The sequence below is a fragment of the Lacrimispora xylanisolvens genome (assembly GCF_002934545.1).
Classification (GTDB): domain Bacteria; phylum Bacillota; class Clostridia; order Lachnospirales; family Lachnospiraceae; genus Lacrimispora; species Lacrimispora xylanisolvens.
In genome coordinates, this window is record NZ_PTJA01000010.1 from 56,706 (window position 1) to 79,158 (window position 22,453).

The following is a 22,453-nucleotide window of genomic DNA, read 5'->3' on the forward strand; positions in this document are numbered from 1 at the left end:
TTTGATTATCTGGTTTTGAATTTCCCCTCAGCAGCAATTCTCTTATTTAATTCCCGCAGATACAAATCCTCGTCAACAGGGTTTTCCACCTCAGTTCCCAGCCAGGACGAAAGCAAAGCCGCATTTGCCAGGTTCACTCCATTAATGCCATCGGAGCCGGGAGCCAGAAGAGGCACTCCCTCCAGAATGTGAAGAGCAAAATTTTCCATGACGGAAATATGCTGAACTCCCCAGCCATCTGTATTTTCAAAGGTTTCTTTCAGTATCATATCACCTGCACCCGCTGAATTGCCGCTTGTCAGCTTATGGACATCCATCATGCTCATGGTCGCATTCATTTCGCTCTCATCTTTTTTCAGACGATATACGGTAGCAGTTTTACTGTCATCTACCACAATCTTACCCCCATCCAAATCTATTTCCAATCGATCTGTTCCAATGGGATCATGGGTGCAGGTGATAAAACTGCCGGTGGCGCCGTTGCTGTATTCTGTCACAATGGTAACGTCATTTTCCACAATAATATCTCTGTGACTGCCGTAGAGACATTTTGCAATTACCTTATCAGGCACTCCGCAGAGCCACTGCCATAAATCCAGCTGGTGGGGGGCCTGATTCACCAGAACGCCTCCGCCTTCCCCACCCCAGGTGGCGCGCCAGTCACTCTGCTTATAGTAACTGTCCGGACGCCACCAGGAATTGATAATCCAGCTTGAGCGGCGGATTTCCCCCAATTCTCCGGAAGAAACCAGTTCTTTCACCTTCTGGTACAGTTTATTTGTCCTTTGGTTGAACATAATTCCAAACGCCACATCTTTATGGGCCGCAGCGCATTCGTTCATCTCACGGACTGCTTTTGCGTAGACTCCCGCAGGCTTTTCCACCAGCACGTTCATTCCATGTTCCAGGCAATAAATGGCAATTTCCGTATGAAGATAATGAGGAACGGTTGTAATCACCGCATCTACATCTCCGGATTCTACCATGTCCTTCCAATCTTTATAAAACGGTATTTCCGGATACTTTTCCCTGCATATCGCCTCTTTTACCGGATCATTGTCACATAAGGCTCCCAGAGTACAGTGGGGAGGACGCTCCACCGCCGGCATTCCTGCAAATCCTGCCTGTCCGCTTAAGAACCCTGCATATGCGCTGCCCTGCACACCTGCTCCGATCAGTCCGTATCGTATTTTTTTTTCCATTTTTATTCTCCTTCCGTCACATTCCTGGGTTATATAATGGATTTTAAAATTTCGCACAACGCATGATACTGCATTGCATAACCCTCTGCGCCATTTTTTGCTTTATCTTCTTTTATGATTTTCTTTGCATCAGCAAGCTCCAGATCTGACAGAGCGTCAAACACCACCAGGTGAGGTTCCAAAGTCAAAAATCCTTCATAGCCTTCATTCAAAATAGCCCGCTCTAAGATCTCTCTGATCCGCCCCTCACCAGTGCCGCACACCACATTTTCTTTGTCTGCTGCAACTGCATCTTTGATATGTATATAGGCAACATAATCCTTCAGTAAATCCCAGCAGGCAACAGGATCCTCCTTGCACTGCACATAGTTGGCAAAATCAAATGCACTGAGAAAACAGGGATCTGATAAAGCTTCCATAAGGTTTTTGCACCTGATTCCGGTATCGCCATAAATATCTTTTTCATTTTCATGGATCAGAATAATGCCATAACTCTTTGCTATTTTTAAAAACCCTCTCATTCTGTCAATTACTTTATCCCTGTAATAATCCGGATCTTTTCCTGCTGGAATATAACAGCTGAACACACGGATATACTTACAATTCAGAACCTTGCAAATTTCACAAAGCGTATTCAGCTGCCGCAGCTGTTTTTCATAACCTTCCTCATCATCTACGCTGACTTTTCCAATGGGCGAGCCCAGAGACGATACTTTTACATCAAACTGGTTGAGTTTGGGCAGAAGCTGTTCCCTGACTTCCTCAACTGTAAATTCTGCAATGGATTTTCTGTTTGCTGTCCGCAGGGAAATGTACTGCATTCCCAACCCAGCCACAGTTTTTAACTGCTCTTCAAAATCTTCACATATTTCATCTGCAAAACCAGATATTGTTACTTGTTTCTTCACGGGCTCCTCCTTTGTTGAAAGATTAGTTATGATTTAATCTTCTCTCTCTTAAAATCTCAGAATTTTCCTCCACCTTCTTTTTATTCAGTGGATATACAAAAAGCAGCATCAGGGCTACACATAAAAACAGGATTGCAGGAACAATGGTTGAGATTGTATATAATCCGTTTAGCACCTCCGGTGTCTGAATCTTTGCAGCTGATTCATAGCCAATCAGCTGCAAAGCATATCCGCTTAAACCGCCAGCCAGTGCCTGGCCTACTTTTCTTGCAAAGGAATAAACTGCATAAATCGTACCGTCTTCTCTCTTACCAGTTCTAACCTCCGCATCATCAATTACATCCGTGATATTTGCCCAGATAATCAGGTTGAAAAAGTTAACGCCCAGGAAACCAAATGCTGCAGAAACCATATAAACCCATGGGTTCTTAACCTTTAAGATAAATAACAACACATATACAACCGCAGTAAATGTGGTAGCCATTATGGCAGCTTCTTTCTTTCCAACCGCTTTTGCGATTTTTCCAACAAAGATAGCAAGAGTTAAGGAAAATGAAACATTAATAAAAGTAAAGCTGGAAAATGCTTTGATATCTCCAAAATAATCCGCATACAGGTATGTATTTAAGCCACTGATTAATAACTGACTTAACAATAGAAATATTGCTGCACCGATGATTCCAAGAATGGCTCTGCTTGAAAATATCGCTGCGAAGGTCTTGCCTAATGTCATTTTAGTGGGATTTTCATCCGTTTCAATTTTAACGCGCTCTGTGGTGCATTTATAGCAGATAACGTAGCAGATGACGGCACATATGGAGAATACGCCTGCAATAACTGGGAAGATATGCCCGCTGTTTCTGATCACCTGTGCACCGCTCTCATCCTTTGTGTAGATGATAATGGGACCTAACACACCAATAATCAGCTGGGCCAGATTTGCACCAATACCACGGAACGTGGATAATCCGGTTCGTTCATCTGGTTTCTCCGTAATTGCAGATGCCATGGAACCATAAGGAATGTTGATCGCAGTGTAGCAAATGCTTCCCCACAGCAAGTAGGTTCCGTACATATAAAAAATCTTTATGGTCATGGAAGCCCCTGCCATGGAAGACTGGTACATTAAAAAACTGGCAATCGCTACGGGACCTGCCATACGACGGATCCATTGTTTAAAACGGCCATCTTTTCCTGGTTTGCAAGTGTCCACAATGCGCCCCATGGTGATGTCTGTAAAAGCATCCACGATCCTTGACACCAGAAACAAGGTTCCTACCATGGCTCCCGGGATTCCAAGAACTTTCATATAAAATACCATTAAAAATGAACTGGCAAATATAAACGTAAAATCATTACCAAAATCACCAAACATATATCCTATTTTATCTCTAAGTCCAAATGGTCTTACCTGCTTATCATTCATTTGTTCATCTCCTTTTAGAATCTGGTCTCCCACCTGCCGCAGAAAACATTGTCATTGTAGCGTCCTTTAAATTCACTCTTACCCATCATTTTCTCCAGTGCTGCTTCAAAGGCCTCATGATGGGGCATATATGCGTTTATATAGCAGCGTGACATCGGTACGTCTATTAAGTTGTTTGTATTGCTAAGCGACACCGTAATGGTTGGGAGCTCGGACATATACCATGGCTGTTTCACCGGCTCGTCCCACTTCAGACGCATGGTATTAAACTGGGCAAATCCCTGGATATTCAGTACCAGAAGCACTGCATCATACTGATTTTTAAACTCCTCCATCTTTCCCTTGCTCTGGGGCAGGGATGCATCTACAATAAATCCCCGGGCCTCAAGCTGGCTTATAATATCTTTAATTATGACATCATCGTTGCTTTTAAACTTTGTTCCTGCAATAACTGTGGCTTCTGATCCTATGTAGAATAGTTTTATCCTGGGATAACGTTCCGGAGTCATGGGGAGATAATTACATCTGTCTTTTACCAGCGTTACGTATTTATCTGCCAATTTTCTGGATATCTCATGATGTTTTCTGCTCCCTACAACCTCCAGCGCTTCTCTGGGGGCAGATAGTGTCCCCTTTTCTTTTAACTGATTGAGATTCAATGCCGCCTTGATACCCAGAATACGGTGAAGAGCGTCATTCAGCCTCTCTTCTGTAATAATGCCGTTGCGGTAACCCTCTAACATGTATCCAAAATCTTCCTCTTTATCATTAAAGAACAAATACATATCACAGCCCGCCGCAATTGCCTGAGGTACTTGCTGACTTCTGGGGATGGTGGCACCAAACATACCAATCATATGGGATGCATCCGTCACTACAAGACCATTGAAGCCAAGCTGACCTTTCAATAAATCAGTGATCAGTTCCGGAGCCAGAGTAGCTGGACGGATATCCTCATCTTTTATTCCCGGGCGAAGTTTTCTGGAATATGCAGGGAGTGCGATATGACCTGCCATTATAGTCATGCAGCCTTCGTCGATTAGTTCCTTATAAACACGGCCGAAGGTTTTATCCCATTCTTCAGTCCCCATCTCATTGATTCCCATCAGAAGATGCTGATCATTTTCCTCCGTACCATCTCCTGGAAAATGCTTCATGCAGGTAGCAAAATTCTGTGTCTTCATGCCCTGAAAGAATGCTTTCGAATACCGTATTACATCATCCGGGTTATCACTAAACGCCCTCAGCTGTACAATTGTATTCCTCCAGTTACAGGTCAGATCTACAATCGGTGCAAAGTTCCAGTTACAGCCTATGGCTGCTGCCTCTCTGGCGCTGGCGGAGGCAACCTCAAAAACAGCCTCTTCGCTGTCCATAGCGGCCATAGCCGCCCCATTTGCAAGTGGAGTTCCCTCTGTTACACCACCATTTCCACCTGCCTCACAGTTGGAGGCAATCAACAGCGGAATTGGAGAGGCTTCCTGAAGATTCTTTGTCATTTCCCAAATTTCTTCCTTTGCTGCATTGTGGTAGCGGATCGCCCCTGGATGATAGGTATCAATTAATTTCCTGATGTTCTCCGGTTTTCGTTCCTCTGAATTTCCTACCATAGTAACAAACAGCTGACCAATTTTTTCTTCCAGCTTCATACCGGATATGGTTTCTTCTACCCAGCGAATCTGATCTGCGTTCAAATAATATGGTTTCTGCCTTAAATCTACCATATGATTCAATATCTCCTTTGTTAATTTAATAGATTGCGTTCAAACCCATTGATCAGCTGTTTCTGATACCAATTGTCGAAAGTACCGTTTATCAGCCTGTCCAATGCTTCTTTGATTCCATTCCAGCTGTCTCTTTCATGAGTTACCAGAACCGGATAGAATCGAACACGGTTTTTCTCAGCCGCTTTCAAATCACCGGGGGCATCTCCCATCATCATCACGTGGTCTGGCTCATACCCATATTCCAACAGTTTGCTGATGCAGAAAGTCTTTGAGCCGGCGTTTTGTGCCATCATAAGATCCACATAATTCATGAGTCCATGTTTCTCCCACTCTGTGGACACAGCATCCGGATTGGCGGAGGATACAATAACAATATCCGCATACTCATGGGCAAAAGCAAGCCCCTCTTTTACTCCTCCAAAAGGAATCTTATCCCATTCAGGAATCTCATTGATCCTGCGATTCACCTCGTCAGACCAGTGAAGAGCCTTTTTAAGGCAACTGCTCCCTGTCTGTTCTGAAACACGGGATAACACTGCATTGGACAGTTCATCAGACGTTTCCGTCCATTTGATGAAATCCTCTGCATCCGGGATTCTTTTGTAGGTTTCGTCTATTTCAGACAGTAAGATTGCCAGTGCTTTAAAACGGTTGATCCCCCTGGTCATGGAGTACAAATTCACCTGATTCCATCGGTACAGGATATCATCTTTCCATTTCTCAAGCCCCCACTCTTCTACCATACAAGGACCAAAACACCGAAAATGCTTAATATCCATGGTGTCCATCGCACAGCCATCCGAATCGACACAAACCAGATAATCCTTTTTCCGTGCGAACTCCTTATATTCCATTCTGCTTCCTCCTGTTCATTTATGATATAGGAAGTCTATCTGAAAAAAGCAATGCTAAACAGTGATAAATTTTATTTAAAATATTACGATTTTATGGTATACTTGATTTTATATAAATATTTTACGATTTTACTGCTAAATTATATAATTTCTTAAAGAGGTGAGTACGATTGATGAACTTGGATAATCTGGATCTTTTTGTTCATATCATGCAGGCCCAGAATGTACCCTGTTACCGGCTGGAGACCGACTTTTCCAACCTTTATCAGGTGGATCTGGCTCTGCGCGGCAGACTTTATACGAACTACAATTATCAAAATCTTCACGATTTTATTATCAGTCACTGCCACGACTCTGAAATATTGCGGATAAAAGATGATTTTCATCTGGTTAATTATTTTATCCTGATAGAAGATACCAAATCTGAATCAGATAAACAGGAATTTTATATATCAGTGGGGCCTGTGCTTGAAACAATGCCGACACCTGATCAGATATATCAGCTGATGGCAAAGAGAGCTCTGCCAGAGAAACTCTTACGGGATTTGCAGACATACTATTGTAATATTACAATACCGCCTGATTTTAATGTATTTGAATCTACACTGATTAATATTGCCTGCCACTTATTTTCACGGGATTTTAAGTTCCAGACATTTTCAGATTCCGGAGATCTTTCCATTGAATCCATAATCGGAAATTCCCAGTTAAGCGAAGACCCTTCTATCGCCAGTCAAAGCATCGAAGAACGGTATGAGACTGAAGAAAATCTGCTGGAGGCTATTACTGCCGGAGACCATGCAAGAGCCGTTCGTTACCACGGCAAATTCAGGAATTTCAAGATCATGCCTCGCAGCGAGAATACCCTGACTAACAGGAAGAATCTGGTAATCGTACTTAATACCCTGTGTCGGAAAGCTGTACAGAAAGGACATGTTCATCCGATGTACATTGATGAATTGTCTACCCGCTTTGCCATACAGATTAACCAGGTCCGATCATTGAAAGATCTTGATACGTTAGAAAGTGATATGATCCACAAATACTGCCTTCTGGTTCACAATCGTTCTATGAAGAATTATTCCCAGATCGTCCAGCAGTGCATCACCTACACTGATTTCCATTATGCTGAGCCTTTGACTCTGGCTTTTTTTGCTGAAAGATGCCATGTGACAAAATCTTATTTATCCAGCCTCTTCAAGAAGGAAACCGGAGGAAACCTCACCGATTATATCCACTCAGTCAGAATAAGCCATTCTCTGTTTTTGCTGAACTCCACACAGATGCCAATTCATATTGTGGCTGCGAACTGCGGATATAATGATATTAACTACTTTATTAAGCTCTTTAAGCGTTTGAACGGTATCTCTCCAAAACAATACCGGATACAGTTACGTAATAATTAAATAATGGAAAGAGCATAAAAATAGCGAAGCAGTGTAAAACCGCTTCGCTAAATTCTATATGTTTTTGGAGGCACATCAGTCCAGTTCTGCGTTTTCCCCATCTCTTATTATCGCTTTATTCCGATACATCATCTCATCGGCAAGGGTAATTGCCTTATAAATATCCTCTCCACGCCGGTGAACGGAAATTCCATAGGAGAAAGAAACCGGCAGTTCAGACATCCCGCCGCAATCCTTTTGCGCTGCTTTTAAAACGCGGTGCATCTCTTCTTCACAAATCCGGCTGCTGACAAGAACAAATTCATCCCCACCATAACGATATAGTTTCATATGTCTGAATTTATGCTTTAAAACAGCTGCTGTTACGCTGCAGATTGCCGCATCACCTGTTGAATGTCCATTCCAGTCATTTATTTGCTTTAGATTATTCAGGTCAATCATGGCAATGGTACAGGGATGTTTATAATTCAACTTTTCCATTTGTTTTTCATAGGCAACCCGGCTGTATGTACCTGTCATGGAATCGTATAATATTTTCTGGGTCGTCAAAAGTAAATAATACAAAACAACACTTACAGATGAAACATTCCATATCATGAAATTCAGATCAAAAAATAATTCCAGACCGACAGCCGAACCAATTCCCAGAAAAGCAGCTGTCAGAAATGTCATCTCTGCCCTTCTGTTGGGCTTATTCTGCTGCTTGGCAGAAAATACAATCAGTATCAGCAGATAGAAAAATCCAACCGTTAAAGACGTGGGAAACAAAGGTCCCCTTTTGTACAAATTATTGCTGTTCACAGAGAAAATCCATCCATTCCATAAACTTGATACGCTTAACACAGCATTTATCACCTGGGGAAGGTAAAACAGTTTTGACATCTTTCCTGTTACACCGGTATCATAAATTAACACCATAATCATAGGAGAGCACGGACCAATAACAAAATTCAGACAGGTAGTGATACTTCTCAGCCTCCATGCCAGTCCTGCATCGCCCAATGAAGCAAAATATTGATCCAGTGATGTGACAGCCATTAAAAACAGCTGCAGAAAAATTTCCAGCAGAAATAAACGCTTTATTTTCTGGGAAAAAAGTTTGTCCACTAAAACCATTACCCCAAAAAACAGCAGGATTAAAAGTGGTGCGTAATAAGATCTCATTGCCTCATGTAACATAAAGACTTCCTCACATTCTTAAAGTGTGAATCATATTTAAGCAGGACAAACAGCAATTTATTATAGAACTATATTATCATTTAACGGGAGATTCCACAATTTCATTTTCTGCCATTTTCTACAAAATCCGACAAAAAGCGTGCTGTAAAAATCGTATTTTTCTGATCTTGCAGCACGCTCGTGTTTTTTACTTAATTATGTACTTGTTACTTCAGGTAAATTTATTATCTCACCCATTCACCTTTATCATTAACCCGGTATCCATCGGGTGTAACCGCATTTAAAAGACATTTTCCTGACTGGATTCCGGTTCTTTTAACTCCAGATCCTCTCCCTCTGTTGCCGTTACTTCATACGCCAGCTCTGGTGTCCTGTTTCCTGTCTGATCAACAACATAAACCTTGAATAAGTAACAGGTATCCTGTGAAAGTCCCCCGATTTCACAGGATGTCCCGCTTACTGGTTTGGTTATATTAATTAACTCATCTTCCAGGTATATTTCCACGATATACCCGGCAATTTCTCCTTTACCTGCCACCTGATCCCCATCTATGGCTGCAGGCCATTTTAATGTTACTTTCCGCTCAGATCCACTCTTGGTTGCTTCCGATGCACTGGCAAGCACGGCTGCGTCCTCTGGCCAGACGGGCTTTGACATTGCATCATAGGAATTTACTGACTGTGTAATTGTACCAATAAAATTCAAATTGCTGCAGGCACTGATATTTGCCCATGCCTGATAGCTTTCTGCAGCTGCATCATCTGACCCTTTTTTAATATTCTTCCAGTTTATCACCACATTATTAAAGGTAACATTGGAAGCACCTTGTAAGATTTCAGAGTTCTTTGCCAGCTTTGTGTCAATATTAGTAAATGTTATGTCCTGGAAATAAAGATCATGGTGGCTATGTACGGGTTTATAAGGCATCTGGTCATCGACATCTGCCACAATATCAATGGTGTTTTTTGTGATGGTGTCCGCTGTAATGCGGAATGCATCAATGTTATAAAATTCTGCCGGTTTATCTGCCGGTTCCACAGTCATGGCCTGGTTCGCATCACTATAAGTCGTATTAAAGGTGAATACCTTTTGGGCATCCCCACCGAACAGTCGCGAATCAGTACATCATAGATTCCACCGCCGTTTACAGGTGCACTCTTAAAACGGAACGGCATATCACTGTGATTTAAAACATTGTCCTCCAAAAGCATGCTGCCAATGCCTGCTCCCGTATGGCTACCTGCTGCAATGGCACCGCCATGGCATTCCCTCAGAAAATTAGACCATGGCGTTCTGGATATTGCCAAGCTCGACTCCATCCGCATTGTTTGCATCGTAAGTAGCTATTTTATGAAATGCAGGATTTTCTGCTGTAATTCCCTCAATGTAAACGCCGTTTACATTTCTAAGCACAATGAGATTGGGTCTTTGGCATACGCTGAGGTATTGCTAAGGCCATTTGTTTTACCATTGTCAAAGGCACTAATGGCAAGAATTCCAAGGTTCATGTCATTGTAATTCTTATCTTTTCTTCCCGCAAACCCCTTTAAGGCATATCTGGAAAATTCCCCGTTTGTCCAGTCTGGATCTCCGCTCTGCCCTGGCTGAATGGCAGGAAGATATCCGTTTCCTTCTGAAGCAGGAACCGTTCCCGAACCATATTTCCAACCATTTCCATAAATCGTCCCCTTTCCCACGATCCGGATTCTCAAATCCGCCTTACTCATCTGCACTGCAGGTATTGATCTGTGCCCAGGATCTTGTATCTGTGGAATAGGGATGAACAGCACTGCTCCTTCAGAAAGTTCAAAAGGCATCAATGGCATCCTGGATTGCCTTAATATTAGCTACTGTAAACGCATTTTTCTCCTCATCAATGGAGGTGAATCCCTCTTCTGACCGCTTTACACCATAATCCGTAATGTCAAATACGTCCGGTTTGCTGGTTGTTGACCAGGAGATACTTGCACGGCTGCCAGGTTCCTCTCCTTCCCTATCCACCGCCACTACAGAAAAGTTGTAATCCGTATTATTTCCTCCCGCTTTGAAGTGAAAGCGCTTACAGCTGAATTTTACAACTCTCTTTCAGATTAATCAAGCTTGCCTAAGCACTTTTGGTAAGCACCAATTTTTCCCATATATCGCTTTTATTCTTTGTTATTTTTACACATATTTTCACTTATGTTTTTATTAGTTTTTTGTTAACCAAAGGCGGTTAAGCACTTACATTTTTCGACATTTTTCATCTGCAGAGCTTATTTTCCCTTCCAAGCTAAATAATCTTTAAGGAGAAATATAAGTCCCATTTAAGATTAAACCTCTATGATAAACCTGACACCATATAAAAGGAGGCAGATTATGATTGAGGAAATTCTAAAATACAATGATATCTTTGTAAACAGCGGTTTCTATAAACGCTTTAATACCAACAAATATCCCCGAAAAAGGCTTGCCATACTAACCTGTATGGATACAAGGCTGGTAGAGCTTCTTCCAGCAGCTCTGGGCATTCATAACGGAGACGTGAAATTAATTAAAAACGCCGGCGGAATGATCTTAGATCCTTGTGACAGTACAATCCGGAGCCTGCTGATTGCCATACTGGATTTTGGTGTGGAAGAGATCATGGTAATCGGCCATACTGACTGCGGTGCCGCATCTGTCAGTTCAGAATCCATTATTACCCGTTTAGTGCAGCGGGGAATTACAAGAGAAACCATACAGAATCAAAGAGAAATGGGGTTTGATTTTGAAAATCTGTTTCAGGGATTTGAGGATACAAAAACATCTGTCAAACGCTCTGTCTCCCTGTTAAAAGAGCATCCGCTTATGCCTTCCGGTGTTATCATAAAAGGCTTTGTAATGGATATTTCCTGCGGCAGGCTGGATCCTGTCAGCGCCTCATAAAATTGAAAATGCGTTCTGGAAAGCTTAAGTAAGCCGGCATTCCAAAACGCATTTTTTTTAGCCAAAGACTTACGGGGCTGCATAGGCAGCCCCGTTATTCTTAGGAGATAACTAAAATGTAATGACACCAAGCATTAAACCTGCAACCAGGCATACCAGGCTGACGCCCCAAACCCATAAGAAGGAATTCTTAATATGGTCTTTTATCTCAACACCTGCAAGACCGATACCAAGGAAGGTAGCCGGTACTACAGGGCTGATAAAGGTTGCACAGTTGCGGCATACAACCATAGCGATTGCTGTGTGAACCGGATTCACTCCAAAGCTGTTTCCTACGCTGATCAGAACTGGAAGGAGACCGTAGAAATAAGAATCCGTACAGAAAAGCATTGTCAGAGGCACAGATAAAACACCAATAATAATAGGCATGAAGTGTCCCATAGACTGTGGAATAAAATCCGCCAGAATCATTGCCATATGGTTCATAATTTCACTCTGCTCTAATACGCCTAAAAATACACCCGCAGCAAGAATGGTAGTAGCCATCATAAGAGCAGGTCCGGAATGAGATTTAATAATCTTATTCTGCAGTTTGGCTCCCGGATAATTAACCAGAAGTGCAATTACACAGCCAACCATGAAAGTCAGGTAGGATGGAACCTTTAAGAACACAAGGCAAATAATGACAACGAGAGTTAAAATTACATTAAAGAATAAAAGCTTTGGTCTTGCAAGATTTCCCAATTCACTGGTAGAAGCACTTTCTTCCAGCATATCAAAATCTTCCATTTCCAGTGTACTGTCAATTCCTGCACCACGCTTTTTCTCTACAACTCCCCAGAAGAATGCAGTAAACAGAGCAATTACAATACCAACTGCCTGCATGGGAAGAATTTTCATCCAGAGTTCATTTGCTTCAATTCCAAGCACGGAAGCGGCACGCATGGTGGGTCCGCCCCATGGAAGCAAGTTCATAACACCCATGGCTGTTACACAGATTAAAAGCAGTGTTGTAGGACGCATTTTTAATTTTTTGTAAACAGGAAGCATAGCCGGTATGGTAATCAGGAAAGTGGAAGCTCCGCCTCCGTCCAGGTGACCAATTATGGCAATAATACAAGTCATAAATGCAACTCCAATTACGTTATGCCCCACTTTTTTCATTAAAGCATTGATGATGCTGTCAAACATACCTGCATCTGTCATAATTCCGAAGAACAATACGGAGAATATGAACAGTGCCGCAGTGGAATGTACATCAGCAACCCCCGCCTTAATAAAACCCCCAACTTCTTTGACTGTAAAGGTTCCTGTTAAAACCAGAATCAGCGCGCTGACACTGGATACTCCGATAAACGCCAGAGCCGGAACAGTAACATTTCTCAGCAGTAAAACAATGATCATGATAATGGTTGCAAATCCTAATAATGCAAGCATTGTCTCATTCATGTTTTTCTTCCTCCTCTATATTTTGTTATAAAGAAAGTATAAAAGTCCAACCTTACAACCTCACATCTTCTCCCTTTCAGTTCTTTAAGAGAAAAATTAAAAGTTGTTAAGATTGGACTTTTAACTAAAATAAATCTTTTAAATTCATGACAGCCTTTAAAATAGCAGAATCCGAGACAGGCTTATCAATGTATTCATCTATCATTCTGCGTTTCTTTGCTTCCACAAGCTCTTTTGTCACACGGTCAGCCATAACAATGCGGAGCACCCCCGGATACGGACCCTGTAAGGACATACAAAAATCCACCCCGCTTTTCCCTCTCACATACTGTTCCGTCACAACGGCAGCCACTTCCTGTTCCTTTAATATTTTTCTTGCCTCTTCAAAATCCATACAGGAAGTTAGAGGAACGTCCAGTCTGCTAAAGCTTTTTTCCAAAAGACGTAATACTTTTGGATTATCATCTACGATCAAAATACGAAGAACCGGTCCTACATCCACAAGTTTAATTTCCTCTTCCCGCTCCTTCTGCTCATTAACCGGAAGGTACATATGAAAGATGCTTCCTTTTCCCAGAGTGCTTTCTGCAAATATATAGCCTTTATGAGAGTGAATAATCTGCTCCACCAGGGAAAGACCAAGACCTGTCCCTTTTCCATTTTTCTTAGTAGTAAAAAACGGGTCAAATATTTGCTTTAACACCTCATCACTCATTCCCTCCCCATCGTCTTTAACATCAATGCGGATATAATGCTCCCACCCCTCCGGCAGTGTGGAAAGCTTGTGCCGGGACAGATCCTCCCGATCCACCGTCTTGCAAGAGACACAGATGGTTCCTTCTCTGTGTCCGATGGCATGAATGGCGTTAACACAGATGTTTAATATCACCTGATTCATCTGTGTTTCATTGCCCAGGAAGCACTCTTCCTGCAGGGTAAATGATTCCTTAAGACGTATATTGGGAGGGCAGACAGAACTAACCATCTTAATTGCCCGTTTTAACACTTTTTCACCCTGAAGATTTTTAAAAGCCGTCTCCATATTTTTTCTGCTTAAGCATGAGATCTGCTGGATAATTTCCTTTGCTTTTGTGGAAGCCTCATAGATTTCCGTGGCATTGTCATGATTCTCCGATTGCTCAGGCAGGTCCAGCATCAGAAGCTCTGCGTAACCCATAATAGGAGTCAGAAGATTGTTAAATTCATGGGCAATTCCCCCTGTCATGGTCCCCATAATCTGAAGCCTCTGTTGATGTGCAATGGTTTCCTCACTCTGATGAATCTCTTCCAGTATTTTATTGAGTTCCAAAAGGTATGTAATCTGTTCCGTATCCTTTCGTTTTTGGACCCTTAAATCTCCGATATAAATCACCAGACCCAGAACAATTGCCATTGCACAGAAAAATACAAGTCCCAGCTTAAAAAAACCGGCTGCTACAGGGATATAGATATCATTGTAATCTATAACCGCACTGATGACCAGGAAACCATCTCCGATCTGTACCGGTGAATAGGCGCTGATCTTTTTTACTTCCGGTACACCCGGATCAACCCACCAGTAAGAAAAATACTCCGAAACGCCTTCCTCTCCCCGGTTTTGTTTGTCGATCATTTGCTTTAAGCTGGTTAAATCTACGCCTGGGAACATCTCTTTTCTTCCTGATATTACATTAATTCCCCACTGCTGCTCCTGGGGATGAGCCAGTATAATGCCGGTAGAATCTTTTATGACAACATATCCATTTGTGCCAAGACGAATTTTAGATACCAGTGATTTATAGTAGTTCCGCTCATTAATTACTATGGAGATAGAACCCACATCAGGTATGTCCCTCTTTAACACCAGATACAGGTCTCCATTTTCCAGCTTACACTGAAGAAACTGTTCCCAGCGGCTGATTGGAGTAACTGAATATGTTTTCACCACACCATAGCCCTTCATGCTTTTTATCATATCCCCACGTTTGTCTTCCACAATCACATCATAGACAAACCGTCTGTGATTGGATACGTAATCCCCAATCATACTCCAGTCCCGGTTTCCGGTCTTTCTATAATTCTCTTCCTCTGTATCATAAATTGTATTTAAATCTTCCTGATAACCTTCAATAAAAACCTTTAAGTTTTCCCCCATACTCTGGGTTGTTAGAAGCATCTGCTTTTTCTGATTGTTAATGATGGCATCCTTATAATCATTCCAGATACCATATGTGAGAAAGCAGAAAATAATCAGTATTGCCGCCATTGCGCAGCAGATAACTATCCCGGTATACTTCCTCTTTCCTTTTATATTATTCATGATTCTGCCTTTCGTCTGCCTCTTCCTCATTGACTTGTTCTGTTATTAATATTATAATAAATTATAACATATTTCGATAAGATTCTACATGATTTTCACTGGGGGAAACTATGTCTGATAAAGTATTAATCGTAGATGATGATCCGGCTGTTTTAAAATTGCTGGAAAAAGTCATGCACAGCAATGATTTGGAAACTACTGTGGCAGACAGCGGTCTCGCTGCTCTTAACTGCATAAAAAATCATACATATGATATGATTCTTATGGATGTCATGCTGGGAGATATGGAAGGCTTTGAAGTCATTAAAAAGCTGCGTGGCCAGGGAATACAGACTCCCGTTATGATTGTCAGCGGGCGAAACGAGGACTACGATTCCTTGTATGGACTGTCGTTAGGCGCCGATGATTATATTACAAAGCCATTTCGCCCTCTTGTGCTGGGTGCCAAGGTGAAGGCGCTCATAAGGCGTTATAAAAACCAGGTACTGGATAGTTCCGATATTCTGGAATGCGGCCCCTTTTCCTACAACACTTCCACCATGCGTTTTTATAACAAAGGGGAAGAGATCGTTCTCTCTTCCAAGGAAAGCAGCCTGATGCTGTTGTTTTTAAAGCATCCAGGACAGGTTTACACAAAAGAGATGATTTATGAGCACGTATGGGGAAACAGTGTGGCAGTTGATGATAACGCCATTATGGTTTATATCAACCGTCTCCGCGGTAAAATCGAAGAGGACCGGCAAAAGCCGGCCCATATTGTAACTGTCAGAGGTCTGGGATACCGGTTTATCCCTTAGGCCTCTGGTCTTTTTTTATTTCCAGATATCTAAGAGTAGTATCAGGTACCACTTCCTTAATGTGCTGAAAGTCTCCCTTCTCATACCAGGCTCTCACCATGGAGGCACTGACAGGAGTTCCTTTCGACTGTTTTCTTTCAAATTCAATTACCTCAATCCCATATTGAGGCAGAATCTCTTTCATCTGCTCATTGTACTGCCTTGTTATGGCACAGTTTGGCTCAGTCCCTGCAAAACGTCTGGTGATCCTAAGTTCCGGAGCGATTCGGCGTGCAAATAACGTCAGATCCAAAAGGCAGTTGGCCTTTTGAGCCTGGGCTTTCTCCTTAATAAAATAGGTAGGAAAAGTAGCTGCCGAAATCACAAAATCCGAGGACCGGTGAACAATCACTTTTGATAAATCACTGACCCCTTCCTTTACTAACTGATAACGGTCTTCCGCATGAAAAAAACTCCTGTCATCCGATAAAACAAGTACATGAAGATAGTCACAATTAAGAAGTGCCTGTTCCACCAGATAACGGTGTCCATTGGTAAATGGATTGCAGTTTACCACCATGCAGCCGATTACGGGACCGGATTCCAGGGCTTCTTTGGGAGATTCCTCTTTTAAGCGGTGTATAAACTGATCAAAACCCTCTTTTCGGTTTTCCATAAAAAGAATTTCATTGGTTTTCAATACACCATAGAATCCCAGATTTTCAAACATCTCCTGGTTTTCCGGTTTTGTGTAAAGAAGGATATGGGATCTCCCCTTTTCAAATTCATACTGAACCAGTGCAGATACAATGGTTGCCGCCAGTCCGAATCCCCTGGCTTCCTGATCCACCGCAATACATTTCAGCACATTGTCATGAGCGGATCCGGTTGCCGCGATTTTGTAATTCTCATCTAAAAGACAGATGGAATACTCAATCCCTTCATCGTAATCCAATTGATTTAAGGTAAGAAACGCCTTCAGCCGTTCCAGCTCTTTCCCCCGGAAAGGTCTCCCTTCCAGTCTCATGAATTCCATAGGCTCCTCCCCACTTACCAGTTAACTGTGTGAGAAATATGGTGACAGCAAGAAGATCTGCACTTCCTCCTGCACTGATATTCTTTTTCACAAACCACTGATCCATTTCTTTTAATAGAGAAAGACTCTCTTTCCTGTAGGCGCCCCCGTCCTCAATAAACCTGGAAGCGATGTCCTTCACCTGCTTTAGAACCGCGGGATTATGCCTGGAAAGAATATTTGAATCATCCACCTGGCTCATAAGATGAAACAGGGTCTCCAGCTTAATACGGTTCCATTCCTGTCCTTTATAAAGCCCCATCGTCATCACAGGCAGTGAAATATGAAATACAGAGGAATAGCCACTGATGGCCTCCCCCCTGGCACCGGTCAGACCGTATTTCTGAAGGTTTTTTTCACCTTTCGAAACAAAGTGATCCATGCTTTTTACTTCTTTCACCAGAACATCTCTTACCATTGCCTGTTCCATCTCTATCAGCTGTTCTAACGTAATTTTTCCAAAAGTGCGGTGGCAGGCTCCTGCTGCCCCGCATAAAATCCCAAGATGAAAGACCAGCCCCTTGTGTGTATTCACTCCGCCAGTCGCCTGATACATGGCTCGTTCTGCCAGAATACCGATTCTGCGAATGGTTTCAAATAACACAGGAGGCGCTTCCCACAACCTCTCCCCCTCAAGAGCCATTGTGACAAAATAAGGCTTCAGGGCCTTGGCACTCCGTTCAAAAGAGACCACATTCATATCAGTATGGGCCCCATTGGAATAAGGATCCACTAACCCTGGTTTTGGCAGCGTATAAACCTCTTCCAGCAGCGCACCGTATGCCAGTTTTCCAATCCGATATGCAGCTTCTTCCTCCTTTAAAGGAACCTTCACACAAGACCCGCTTTGCATTGTCTATTCTCCTGAAAATTCAAATTTTTTAATCTTACGGACAACATCCATGACAGTACCATCGCGTCCTTCAATGATACCCACTACTTTATCATCAAATTGCACCCGTTCCGGCTCTCCCACAATGGAGTAAGCAATATCCCGCAGTTCCTCAATGGTTTTAAACGGAAGATCCACATTCTTCATGGCATCAATTAAATCCTGTCTTCTGGGATTAACTGCTATACCGTAATCGGTTATTACCACGTCAATGGATTCCCCCGGAGTGGTAACTGTTGTCACATCGGTACAGATGGCCGGAATTCTTCCCTGTAAAAGAGGTGCGATCACGATGGTGCATTTCGCACCGGCTGCCGTATCCGGATGCCCTCCCTGGGCGCCGGTAATAATGCCGTCTGAGCCCACCACAACGTTACAGTTAAAATTCACATCTACTTCAAGCGCAGCCAGAATTACGAAATCCAGCTTATTAACCACCGCTCCTTTATTAAACGGATCGGCATATTCACCAGCACTAATGCGGAAATGTCTGGGATTAATTACAGACTCCACTGCATTTAAGTCAAAATCCTGGGTATCAAGCAGTGCATCTACCTGATTGTTTTCCAAAAGATCGCACATGGGTTTTGTTAAACCTCCCACGCCGAACTTCATTCGTATGTTTCTCTCTTTCATAATTTTAGAAAGAGAGATGGTTGAAGCAATGGAAGCACCGCCCACACCCGTCTGATAGGAAAATCCATCTTTGAAATATGGTGTATTTACTACAAACTGAGTGCAATAATCAGCCATCATCAGCTTTCTCATATCTGTGGTAGGCTTCGCCGCTCCTGTTGCGATTTTATCGGGATTTCCAATCTCATCAACCACAACCACGTAATCAACCTTTGTCATGGAAATATGGGCAGGAAAGTTTGGAAATGGAACCAGGCAGTCCGTAATGGCAACCACTTTATCCGCATAATCCGCATCAACCATAGAGTAAGAAAGCACACCGCAGTCAGACTTTCCGCCGATTCCACGGCAGTTGCCGTAATCATCACAGGTAGGAGATCCAATAAATGCAATATCAATTCTCACTTCTCCAGTCTCTATGGCACGGACTCTGCCGCCGTGGGAACGCATAACAGCCAGTCCTTTCAGTTTTCCTTCTGAAATGGCTCGACCGATTTTTCCTCTGACACCGGAGGACTGAATGTTTGTAATCGTTCCGTCTTCAATAAATTCCACCAGCTTATCATGTGCTTTTCCCAGGGAGCTTGCGCAAATGGTAATATCCTTAATTCCCATGTTGTGGATCTCTTCCATCACCATGTTAACGACATAATCTCCATCCCGGAAATGATGGTGAAAGCCCAGCGTCATCCCATCCTGAATCCCGCATTTTACCAAAACTTCATGAATGTTCTCTACCAGCTTACTTCCTTCTGAATTAATGACACATCTGGTAGAAGGACCGTCTTTTTTATATTCGTAACCATCAAAATAATGATTTCCTTTAAATGGTTCTTTTCCTGTTATTTTTAAGATTTCTTCCGGAATCTCTCTTCCTACTGCATTGATCATCTTATAAATCTCCTTTATATACGCCGGAAGCCTTTGCCAGTTCAATGGTTCTCCTGGCTCCGTCATAAAATGCAATATCAATCATCTTTCCATCTACAGTAAATACACCGATTCCCATTTCTTTTTTCTCTTCGATCTCTCTCACCACTTTTTCTGCAAAGATGATATCTTTTCCAGAGGGGGTAAAAATATCATGAACAATTGGAATCTGGCGGGGATTAACAATTGACTTTCCGTCAAATCCCATAAGATGAATTGTCTCCACATCACGACGGAAGCCTTCCATATCATCAAGGTTTGTATATACGGTGTCAAAGCACTGTACCTTTGCCGCTCTTGCAGCAATGATTAAATTCTGTCTGGCTCCCATGAGCTCAATACCTGTACCTGTAATGCGGGTCTGCAGATCTTTGGTATAATCTCCTCCTGACAGAGCAATTCCAAAGAGACGGTCTGATGCTTCACAGATATCCAGAGCCTTCATAACACCTCTTGCCGATTCTATTGCCGCCATGATAAGGATCATACCTTCCGGCATTCCAAAATCCTTCTCTGCCTTTAAAATCTCCTCTTCCACTCTGTGAACATCTTTGGGACATTCCACTTTTGGAATACGGATGGCATCACATCCCCCAGCTACTGCGCAGCGGATGTCCTCCTGCCAGTACGGTGTATCAAGCCCGTTAATTCTTACCACCCGTTCACACCCTCTGTAATCAATCTCTTTAAGGGCATGATACAGAGAAAATCTGGCAGCGTCCTTTTGGTTTTCTGCAACTGCATCCTCTAAATCAAGGATGATGCTGTCCGGTCTATAAATATAGGGATCCTTAATCAGTCCCGGTTTCTGGGCATTTAAAAACATCATGGTTCTTCTGAGCCGCTTCTTCACTAAATTGATCATTCGAAAGCACCTCCCCATAAAGCATTGACAAAGTGATTCACAGAGCGGGAAACTGCCGCTTCTACCCTGGCTTTGATGGTGCAGTCCAGAGCCCCCTTGTCAACCATGGAAATTTTTATATTATCCACTCCCAGGTGACTCAGAGTTTCAAATACCACTTTTCTGATTTGGTTGCCATACTGATTGATCACTGCACTTTCCAGTGTAAAATCGATTCTGCCGTCTCCTGGTTCAACAGTTACCTGACAGTCACTGGATTCCAGCGTTCCGGCCATAGCCGGTCTTTCTATCTCCATTTTGTTTAAAGCCTCCCTTTAATTTTCTATAATTTCAGTTTACATGGGGAATCTTAACTCTGGAAAAAATGTACCTTAAAAAATGTTAAGAAAGGGAGCCTGCATTTTTCGTGCAGTGCTCCCTTTCCTCACAGACTAAATTATTCTGAAAAATGTTCCTTTATAAACTGAATCGCGTTCTCTCCCGCCATTCTTCCGGAATTGACGGCAAATCCAAGAGTATTTCCCGGAAGAACGAATACATAATCCGGGTTGCATATGGAATTGGCATCCGTTCCAGCCGCATAAAGTCCTGGTATCACATGATTATCTTTATCCAGCACTTCCGTTTTATAATTAATCCGTATTCCTCCAAGGCTTCCATATGCACTGGGTGCAAACTTGAGTGCATAGTATTTTGGTCCATTGATTGGTTTTAAGTATTTAGGATTTTTGTTAAACATGGTGTCTCTGAACTTACAACATTCATTATAATCAGCAATGGTTTTCTCAAGCCCCTCCTTGTCAATTCCAGTTTTAGCTGCCAGTTCCTCAATGGAATCGGCTATGAAAAGGACATCATTTCCATTTTTAATCAGCTCCTGCATTTCCTGTTTAAAATCATCCATGCTGATATTGGAGGTGACCACATTGATCAGATCCAGTCCGTTTTTCTCGTACTGATGTAAAATAGCATCATCTATGATTGAAAATGCCACCCGGTCTCTCTGTCTGGCAATCGCATTTACGGAGAAAACAGGATTTTCCACCACTGCTTCATCATAGAACCGTTCACCGTCCAGGTTTACAAAGAGGTTGGGCTGACGGAACGGTAATTCGACAGGAGCATAGCCGCCTGTATTTGGTGCAAAAAACACTAATTCCATATCCATGCGGTCGCTGGCAGCGCCTGCGTCCCATGCCATACTGATTCCATCTCCTGTAAGTCCCGGTATTCTGTAGGAGAAAAGATCCTTTCCCCATTCATAATCGGTGTATTTATTGATGAACTCAGGGCTGTCCCCAAATCCTCCGGTCGCAATAATTACTGCCGATCCATAGGCACTTATTTCTCCTTCTCCGTCCTTTGCAACCACACCGATCACTTCACCATCTTCCTTCAAAATACGCTGTATTGGGGAATCCAGACAGATTTTTACGCCCAGCTCCTCTGCTCTGTCCGTCATTGCCTTAATCATGGTTGCCGCTGCTCTCAGCCCCGGAGCACCGGTTTTCGGCTGAACAATATGCCAGGTTGCTTCTGAGCCAGGAAAATACTTAGATGGCAGAGCAAATTTTACCCCCATATCCTGAAGCCAGGCAATCGTGCTTGCAGATTTATCGATATAGCCCTTTACCAGCCTTGCATCGGAACGCCAGTGGGTATAATCCATAAATTTCTGGAATGCACTTTCTCTGGTGCAGTCAATCAGTCTGTCCTTCTGCAACTTTGTCTCCACTCCCAGAAGACCCATTGCCATGTTTGCACAGCCACCTGTTGTATTAGCCTTTTCAAATACAAGTACCTCTGCTCCCTGCTCTGCAGCTGCGATTGCAGCTGCAAGTCCTGCTGCTCCTCCGCCTACAACGATTACATCCGCTTCCATCTCTCTCATGATTCCAGCCTCCATCTTATTCATTTTATT

21 protein-coding genes are annotated in these 22,453 nt (G+C 42.7%); 3 read left to right on the forward strand and 18 right to left on the reverse strand.

The features are described 5' to 3' along the window. Positions 1-5: 5 nt before the first annotated feature. Genes BXY41_RS17720 through BXY41_RS17740 form a run of 5 tightly spaced genes read right to left on the reverse strand, consistent with a single transcriptional unit; the run spans position 6 to position 6,117 of the window. A complete protein-coding gene (locus BXY41_RS17720; RefSeq protein ID WP_104438206.1) occupies positions 6-1,202 on the reverse strand; it encodes a Gfo/Idh/MocA family protein in 1,197 nt (398 codons plus the stop codon). A gap of 29 nt (positions 1,203-1,231) precedes the next feature. Then, a complete protein-coding gene (locus BXY41_RS17725) occupies positions 1,232-2,110 on the reverse strand; it encodes a sugar phosphate isomerase/epimerase family protein (RefSeq protein WP_104438207.1) in 879 nt (292 codons plus the stop codon). Between the two features lie 22 nt (positions 2,111-2,132). Beyond that, the gene (locus BXY41_RS17730) at positions 2,133-3,536 is read right to left on the reverse strand and encodes an MFS transporter (RefSeq protein ID WP_104438208.1); all 1,404 of its coding nucleotides are present in this window, start codon (positions 3,534-3,536) and stop codon (positions 2,133-2,135) included. 14 nt (positions 3,537-3,550) lie between these two features. After that, positions 3,551-5,260 carry a glycoside hydrolase family 3 protein gene (locus BXY41_RS17735; protein WP_104438209.1) on the reverse strand — a complete coding sequence of 570 codons (1,710 nt, stop codon included), beginning with the start codon at positions 5,258-5,260 and terminating at the stop codon, positions 3,551-3,553. Positions 5,261-5,280: 20 nt separating this feature from the next. Further along, positions 5,281-6,117: an HAD family hydrolase gene (locus tag BXY41_RS17740; RefSeq protein WP_104438210.1), complete on the reverse strand. Its 837-nt coding sequence runs from the start codon at positions 6,115-6,117 to the stop codon at positions 5,281-5,283. Positions 6,118-6,290: 173 nt separating this feature from the next. Here BXY41_RS17740 and BXY41_RS17745 point away from each other — a divergent pair, with 173 nt between their 5' ends. Continuing rightward, positions 6,291-7,523, forward strand: a complete 1,233-nt coding sequence (locus BXY41_RS17745) for a helix-turn-helix domain-containing protein (RefSeq protein ID WP_104438211.1) — start codon at positions 6,291-6,293, stop codon at positions 7,521-7,523. A 75-nt stretch (positions 7,524-7,598) separates the two neighbouring features. Here BXY41_RS17745 and BXY41_RS17750 read toward each other — a convergent pair whose 3' ends face one another. From BXY41_RS17750 to BXY41_RS17770, 5 genes are all read right to left on the reverse strand, one after another. Next, the gene (locus BXY41_RS17750; protein ID WP_104438212.1) at positions 7,599-8,702 is read right to left on the reverse strand and encodes a GGDEF domain-containing protein; all 1,104 of its coding nucleotides are present in this window, start codon (positions 8,700-8,702) and stop codon (positions 7,599-7,601) included. 280 nt (positions 8,703-8,982) lie between these two features. After that, positions 8,983-9,747, reverse strand: a complete 765-nt coding sequence (locus BXY41_RS17755; RefSeq protein WP_104438213.1) for a fibronectin type III domain-containing protein — start codon at positions 9,745-9,747, stop codon at positions 8,983-8,985. Further along, positions 9,744-10,010 carry a hypothetical protein gene (locus BXY41_RS17760; RefSeq protein ID WP_104438214.1) on the reverse strand — a complete coding sequence of 89 codons (267 nt, stop codon included), beginning with the start codon at positions 10,008-10,010 and terminating at the stop codon, positions 9,744-9,746. The genes BXY41_RS17755 and BXY41_RS17760 overlap by 4 nt, the downstream gene beginning before the upstream one ends. Before the next feature lie 90 nt (positions 10,011-10,100). Beyond that, complete coding sequence (locus BXY41_RS17765) at positions 10,101-10,520, reverse strand: hypothetical protein (protein WP_104438215.1); 420 nt, start codon at positions 10,518-10,520, stop codon at positions 10,101-10,103. After that, entirely contained in the window at positions 10,510-10,704 is a 195-nt protein-coding gene (locus BXY41_RS17770) for a hypothetical protein (protein WP_146088585.1), read from the reverse strand. Before BXY41_RS17770 ends, BXY41_RS17765 begins: the two co-directional genes overlap by 11 nt. Positions 10,705-11,061: 357 nt before the next feature. On the opposite strand from BXY41_RS17770, the gene BXY41_RS17775 reads away from it, so the two are divergent. Further along, positions 11,062-11,610 (forward strand): beta-class carbonic anhydrase, encoded by a 549-nt coding sequence (locus BXY41_RS17775; protein ID WP_104438217.1) that lies wholly within the window; start codon positions 11,062-11,064, stop codon positions 11,608-11,610. 111 nt (positions 11,611-11,721) lie between these two features. Here the strand turns inward: BXY41_RS17775 and BXY41_RS17780 are convergent, their stop codons facing one another. Together BXY41_RS17780 and BXY41_RS17785 are read right to left on the reverse strand one after the other, a co-directional pair. Continuing rightward, positions 11,722-13,059 carry a CitMHS family transporter gene (locus BXY41_RS17780; RefSeq protein WP_104438218.1) on the reverse strand — a complete coding sequence of 446 codons (1,338 nt, stop codon included), beginning with the start codon at positions 13,057-13,059 and terminating at the stop codon, positions 11,722-11,724. A 124-nt stretch (positions 13,060-13,183) separates the two neighbouring features. Further along, positions 13,184-15,358 (reverse strand): sensor histidine kinase, encoded by a 2,175-nt coding sequence (locus BXY41_RS17785; RefSeq protein ID WP_104438219.1) that lies wholly within the window; start codon positions 15,356-15,358, stop codon positions 13,184-13,186. Positions 15,359-15,468: 110 nt separating this feature from the next. On the opposite strand from BXY41_RS17785, the gene BXY41_RS17790 reads away from it, so the two are divergent. Further along, positions 15,469-16,155, forward strand: coding sequence for a response regulator transcription factor (locus BXY41_RS17790; RefSeq protein WP_104438220.1), 687 nt, complete (start codon positions 15,469-15,471; stop codon positions 16,153-16,155). Here BXY41_RS17790 and citC read toward each other — a convergent pair. The 6 genes from citC to BXY41_RS17820 all read right to left on the reverse strand — a co-directional run bounded on the left by citC (position 16,145) and on the right by BXY41_RS17820 (position 22,423). Next, a complete protein-coding gene (citC, locus tag BXY41_RS17795; protein WP_104438221.1) occupies positions 16,145-17,170 on the reverse strand; it encodes a [citrate (pro-3S)-lyase] ligase in 1,026 nt (341 codons plus the stop codon). The two genes, BXY41_RS17790 and citC, sit on opposite strands and share 11 nt — an antisense overlap. After that, positions 17,076-18,062: a triphosphoribosyl-dephospho-CoA synthase CitG gene (citG, locus tag BXY41_RS17800; RefSeq protein ID WP_104438222.1), complete on the reverse strand. Its 987-nt coding sequence runs from the start codon at positions 18,060-18,062 to the stop codon at positions 17,076-17,078. Before citG ends, citC begins: the two co-directional genes overlap by 95 nt. 3 nt (positions 18,063-18,065) lie before the next feature. After that, complete coding sequence (citF, locus tag BXY41_RS17805) at positions 18,066-19,628, reverse strand: citrate lyase subunit alpha (RefSeq protein ID WP_104438223.1); 1,563 nt, start codon at positions 19,626-19,628, stop codon at positions 18,066-18,068. Position 19,629: 1 nt separating this feature from the next. After that, entirely contained in the window at positions 19,630-20,532 is a 903-nt protein-coding gene (locus BXY41_RS17810) for an aldolase/citrate lyase family protein (RefSeq protein WP_104438224.1), read from the reverse strand. After that, a complete protein-coding gene (citD, locus tag BXY41_RS17815; protein WP_104438225.1) occupies positions 20,529-20,828 on the reverse strand; it encodes a citrate lyase acyl carrier protein in 300 nt (99 codons plus the stop codon). The genes BXY41_RS17810 and citD overlap by 4 nt, the downstream gene beginning before the upstream one ends. A 140-nt stretch (positions 20,829-20,968) precedes the next feature. After that, a complete protein-coding gene (locus BXY41_RS17820; RefSeq protein WP_104438226.1) occupies positions 20,969-22,423 on the reverse strand; it encodes an FAD-dependent oxidoreductase in 1,455 nt (484 codons plus the stop codon). Positions 22,424-22,453: the final 30 nt, after the last annotated feature.

Excerpts from the sequence above, each read along its gene's own strand:
- BXY41_RS17720 (WP_104438206.1), bottom strand. The coding sequence starts at position 1,202 with ATGGAAAAAAAAATACGATACGGACTGATCGGAGCAGGTGTGCAGGGC.
- BXY41_RS17730 (WP_104438208.1), bottom strand. The coding sequence starts at position 3,536 with ATGAATGATAAGCAGGTAAGACCATTTGGACTTAGAGATAAAATAGGA.
- BXY41_RS17735 (WP_104438209.1), bottom strand. The coding sequence starts at position 5,260 with ATGGTAGATTTAAGGCAGAAACCATATTATTTGAACGCAGATCAGATT.
- BXY41_RS17740 (WP_104438210.1), bottom strand. The coding sequence starts at position 6,117 with ATGGAATATAAGGAGTTCGCACGGAAAAAGGATTATCTGGTTTGTGTC.
- BXY41_RS17745 (WP_104438211.1), top strand. The coding sequence starts at position 6,291 with ATGAACTTGGATAATCTGGATCTTTTTGTTCATATCATGCAGGCCCAG.
- BXY41_RS17750 (WP_104438212.1), bottom strand. The coding sequence starts at position 8,702 with ATGTTACATGAGGCAATGAGATCTTATTACGCACCACTTTTAATCCTG.
- BXY41_RS17755 (WP_104438213.1), bottom strand. The coding sequence starts at position 9,747 with ATGACTGTGGAACCGGCAGATAAACCGGCAGAATTTTATAACATTGAT.
- BXY41_RS17765 (WP_104438215.1), bottom strand. The coding sequence starts at position 10,520 with ATGCCTTTTGAACTTTCTGAAGGAGCAGTGCTGTTCATCCCTATTCCA.
- BXY41_RS17775 (WP_104438217.1), top strand. The coding sequence starts at position 11,062 with ATGATTGAGGAAATTCTAAAATACAATGATATCTTTGTAAACAGCGGT.
- BXY41_RS17780 (WP_104438218.1), bottom strand. The coding sequence starts at position 13,059 with ATGAATGAGACAATGCTTGCATTATTAGGATTTGCAACCATTATCATG.
- BXY41_RS17785 (WP_104438219.1), bottom strand. The coding sequence starts at position 15,358 with ATGAATAATATAAAAGGAAAGAGGAAGTATACCGGGATAGTTATCTGC.
- BXY41_RS17790 (WP_104438220.1), top strand. The coding sequence starts at position 15,469 with ATGTCTGATAAAGTATTAATCGTAGATGATGATCCGGCTGTTTTAAAA.
- citC (WP_104438221.1), bottom strand. The coding sequence starts at position 17,170 with ATGGAATTCATGAGACTGGAAGGGAGACCTTTCCGGGGGAAAGAGCTG.
- citG (WP_104438222.1), bottom strand. The coding sequence starts at position 18,062 with ATGCAAAGCGGGTCTTGTGTGAAGGTTCCTTTAAAGGAGGAAGAAGCT.
- citF (WP_104438223.1), bottom strand. The coding sequence starts at position 19,628 with ATGATCAATGCAGTAGGAAGAGAGATTCCGGAAGAAATCTTAAAAATA.
- BXY41_RS17810 (WP_104438224.1), bottom strand. The coding sequence starts at position 20,532 with ATGATCAATTTAGTGAAGAAGCGGCTCAGAAGAACCATGATGTTTTTA.
- citD (WP_104438225.1), bottom strand. The coding sequence starts at position 20,828 with ATGGAGATAGAAAGACCGGCTATGGCCGGAACGCTGGAATCCAGTGAC.
- BXY41_RS17820 (WP_104438226.1), bottom strand. The coding sequence starts at position 22,423 with ATGAGAGAGATGGAAGCGGATGTAATCGTTGTAGGCGGAGGAGCAGCA.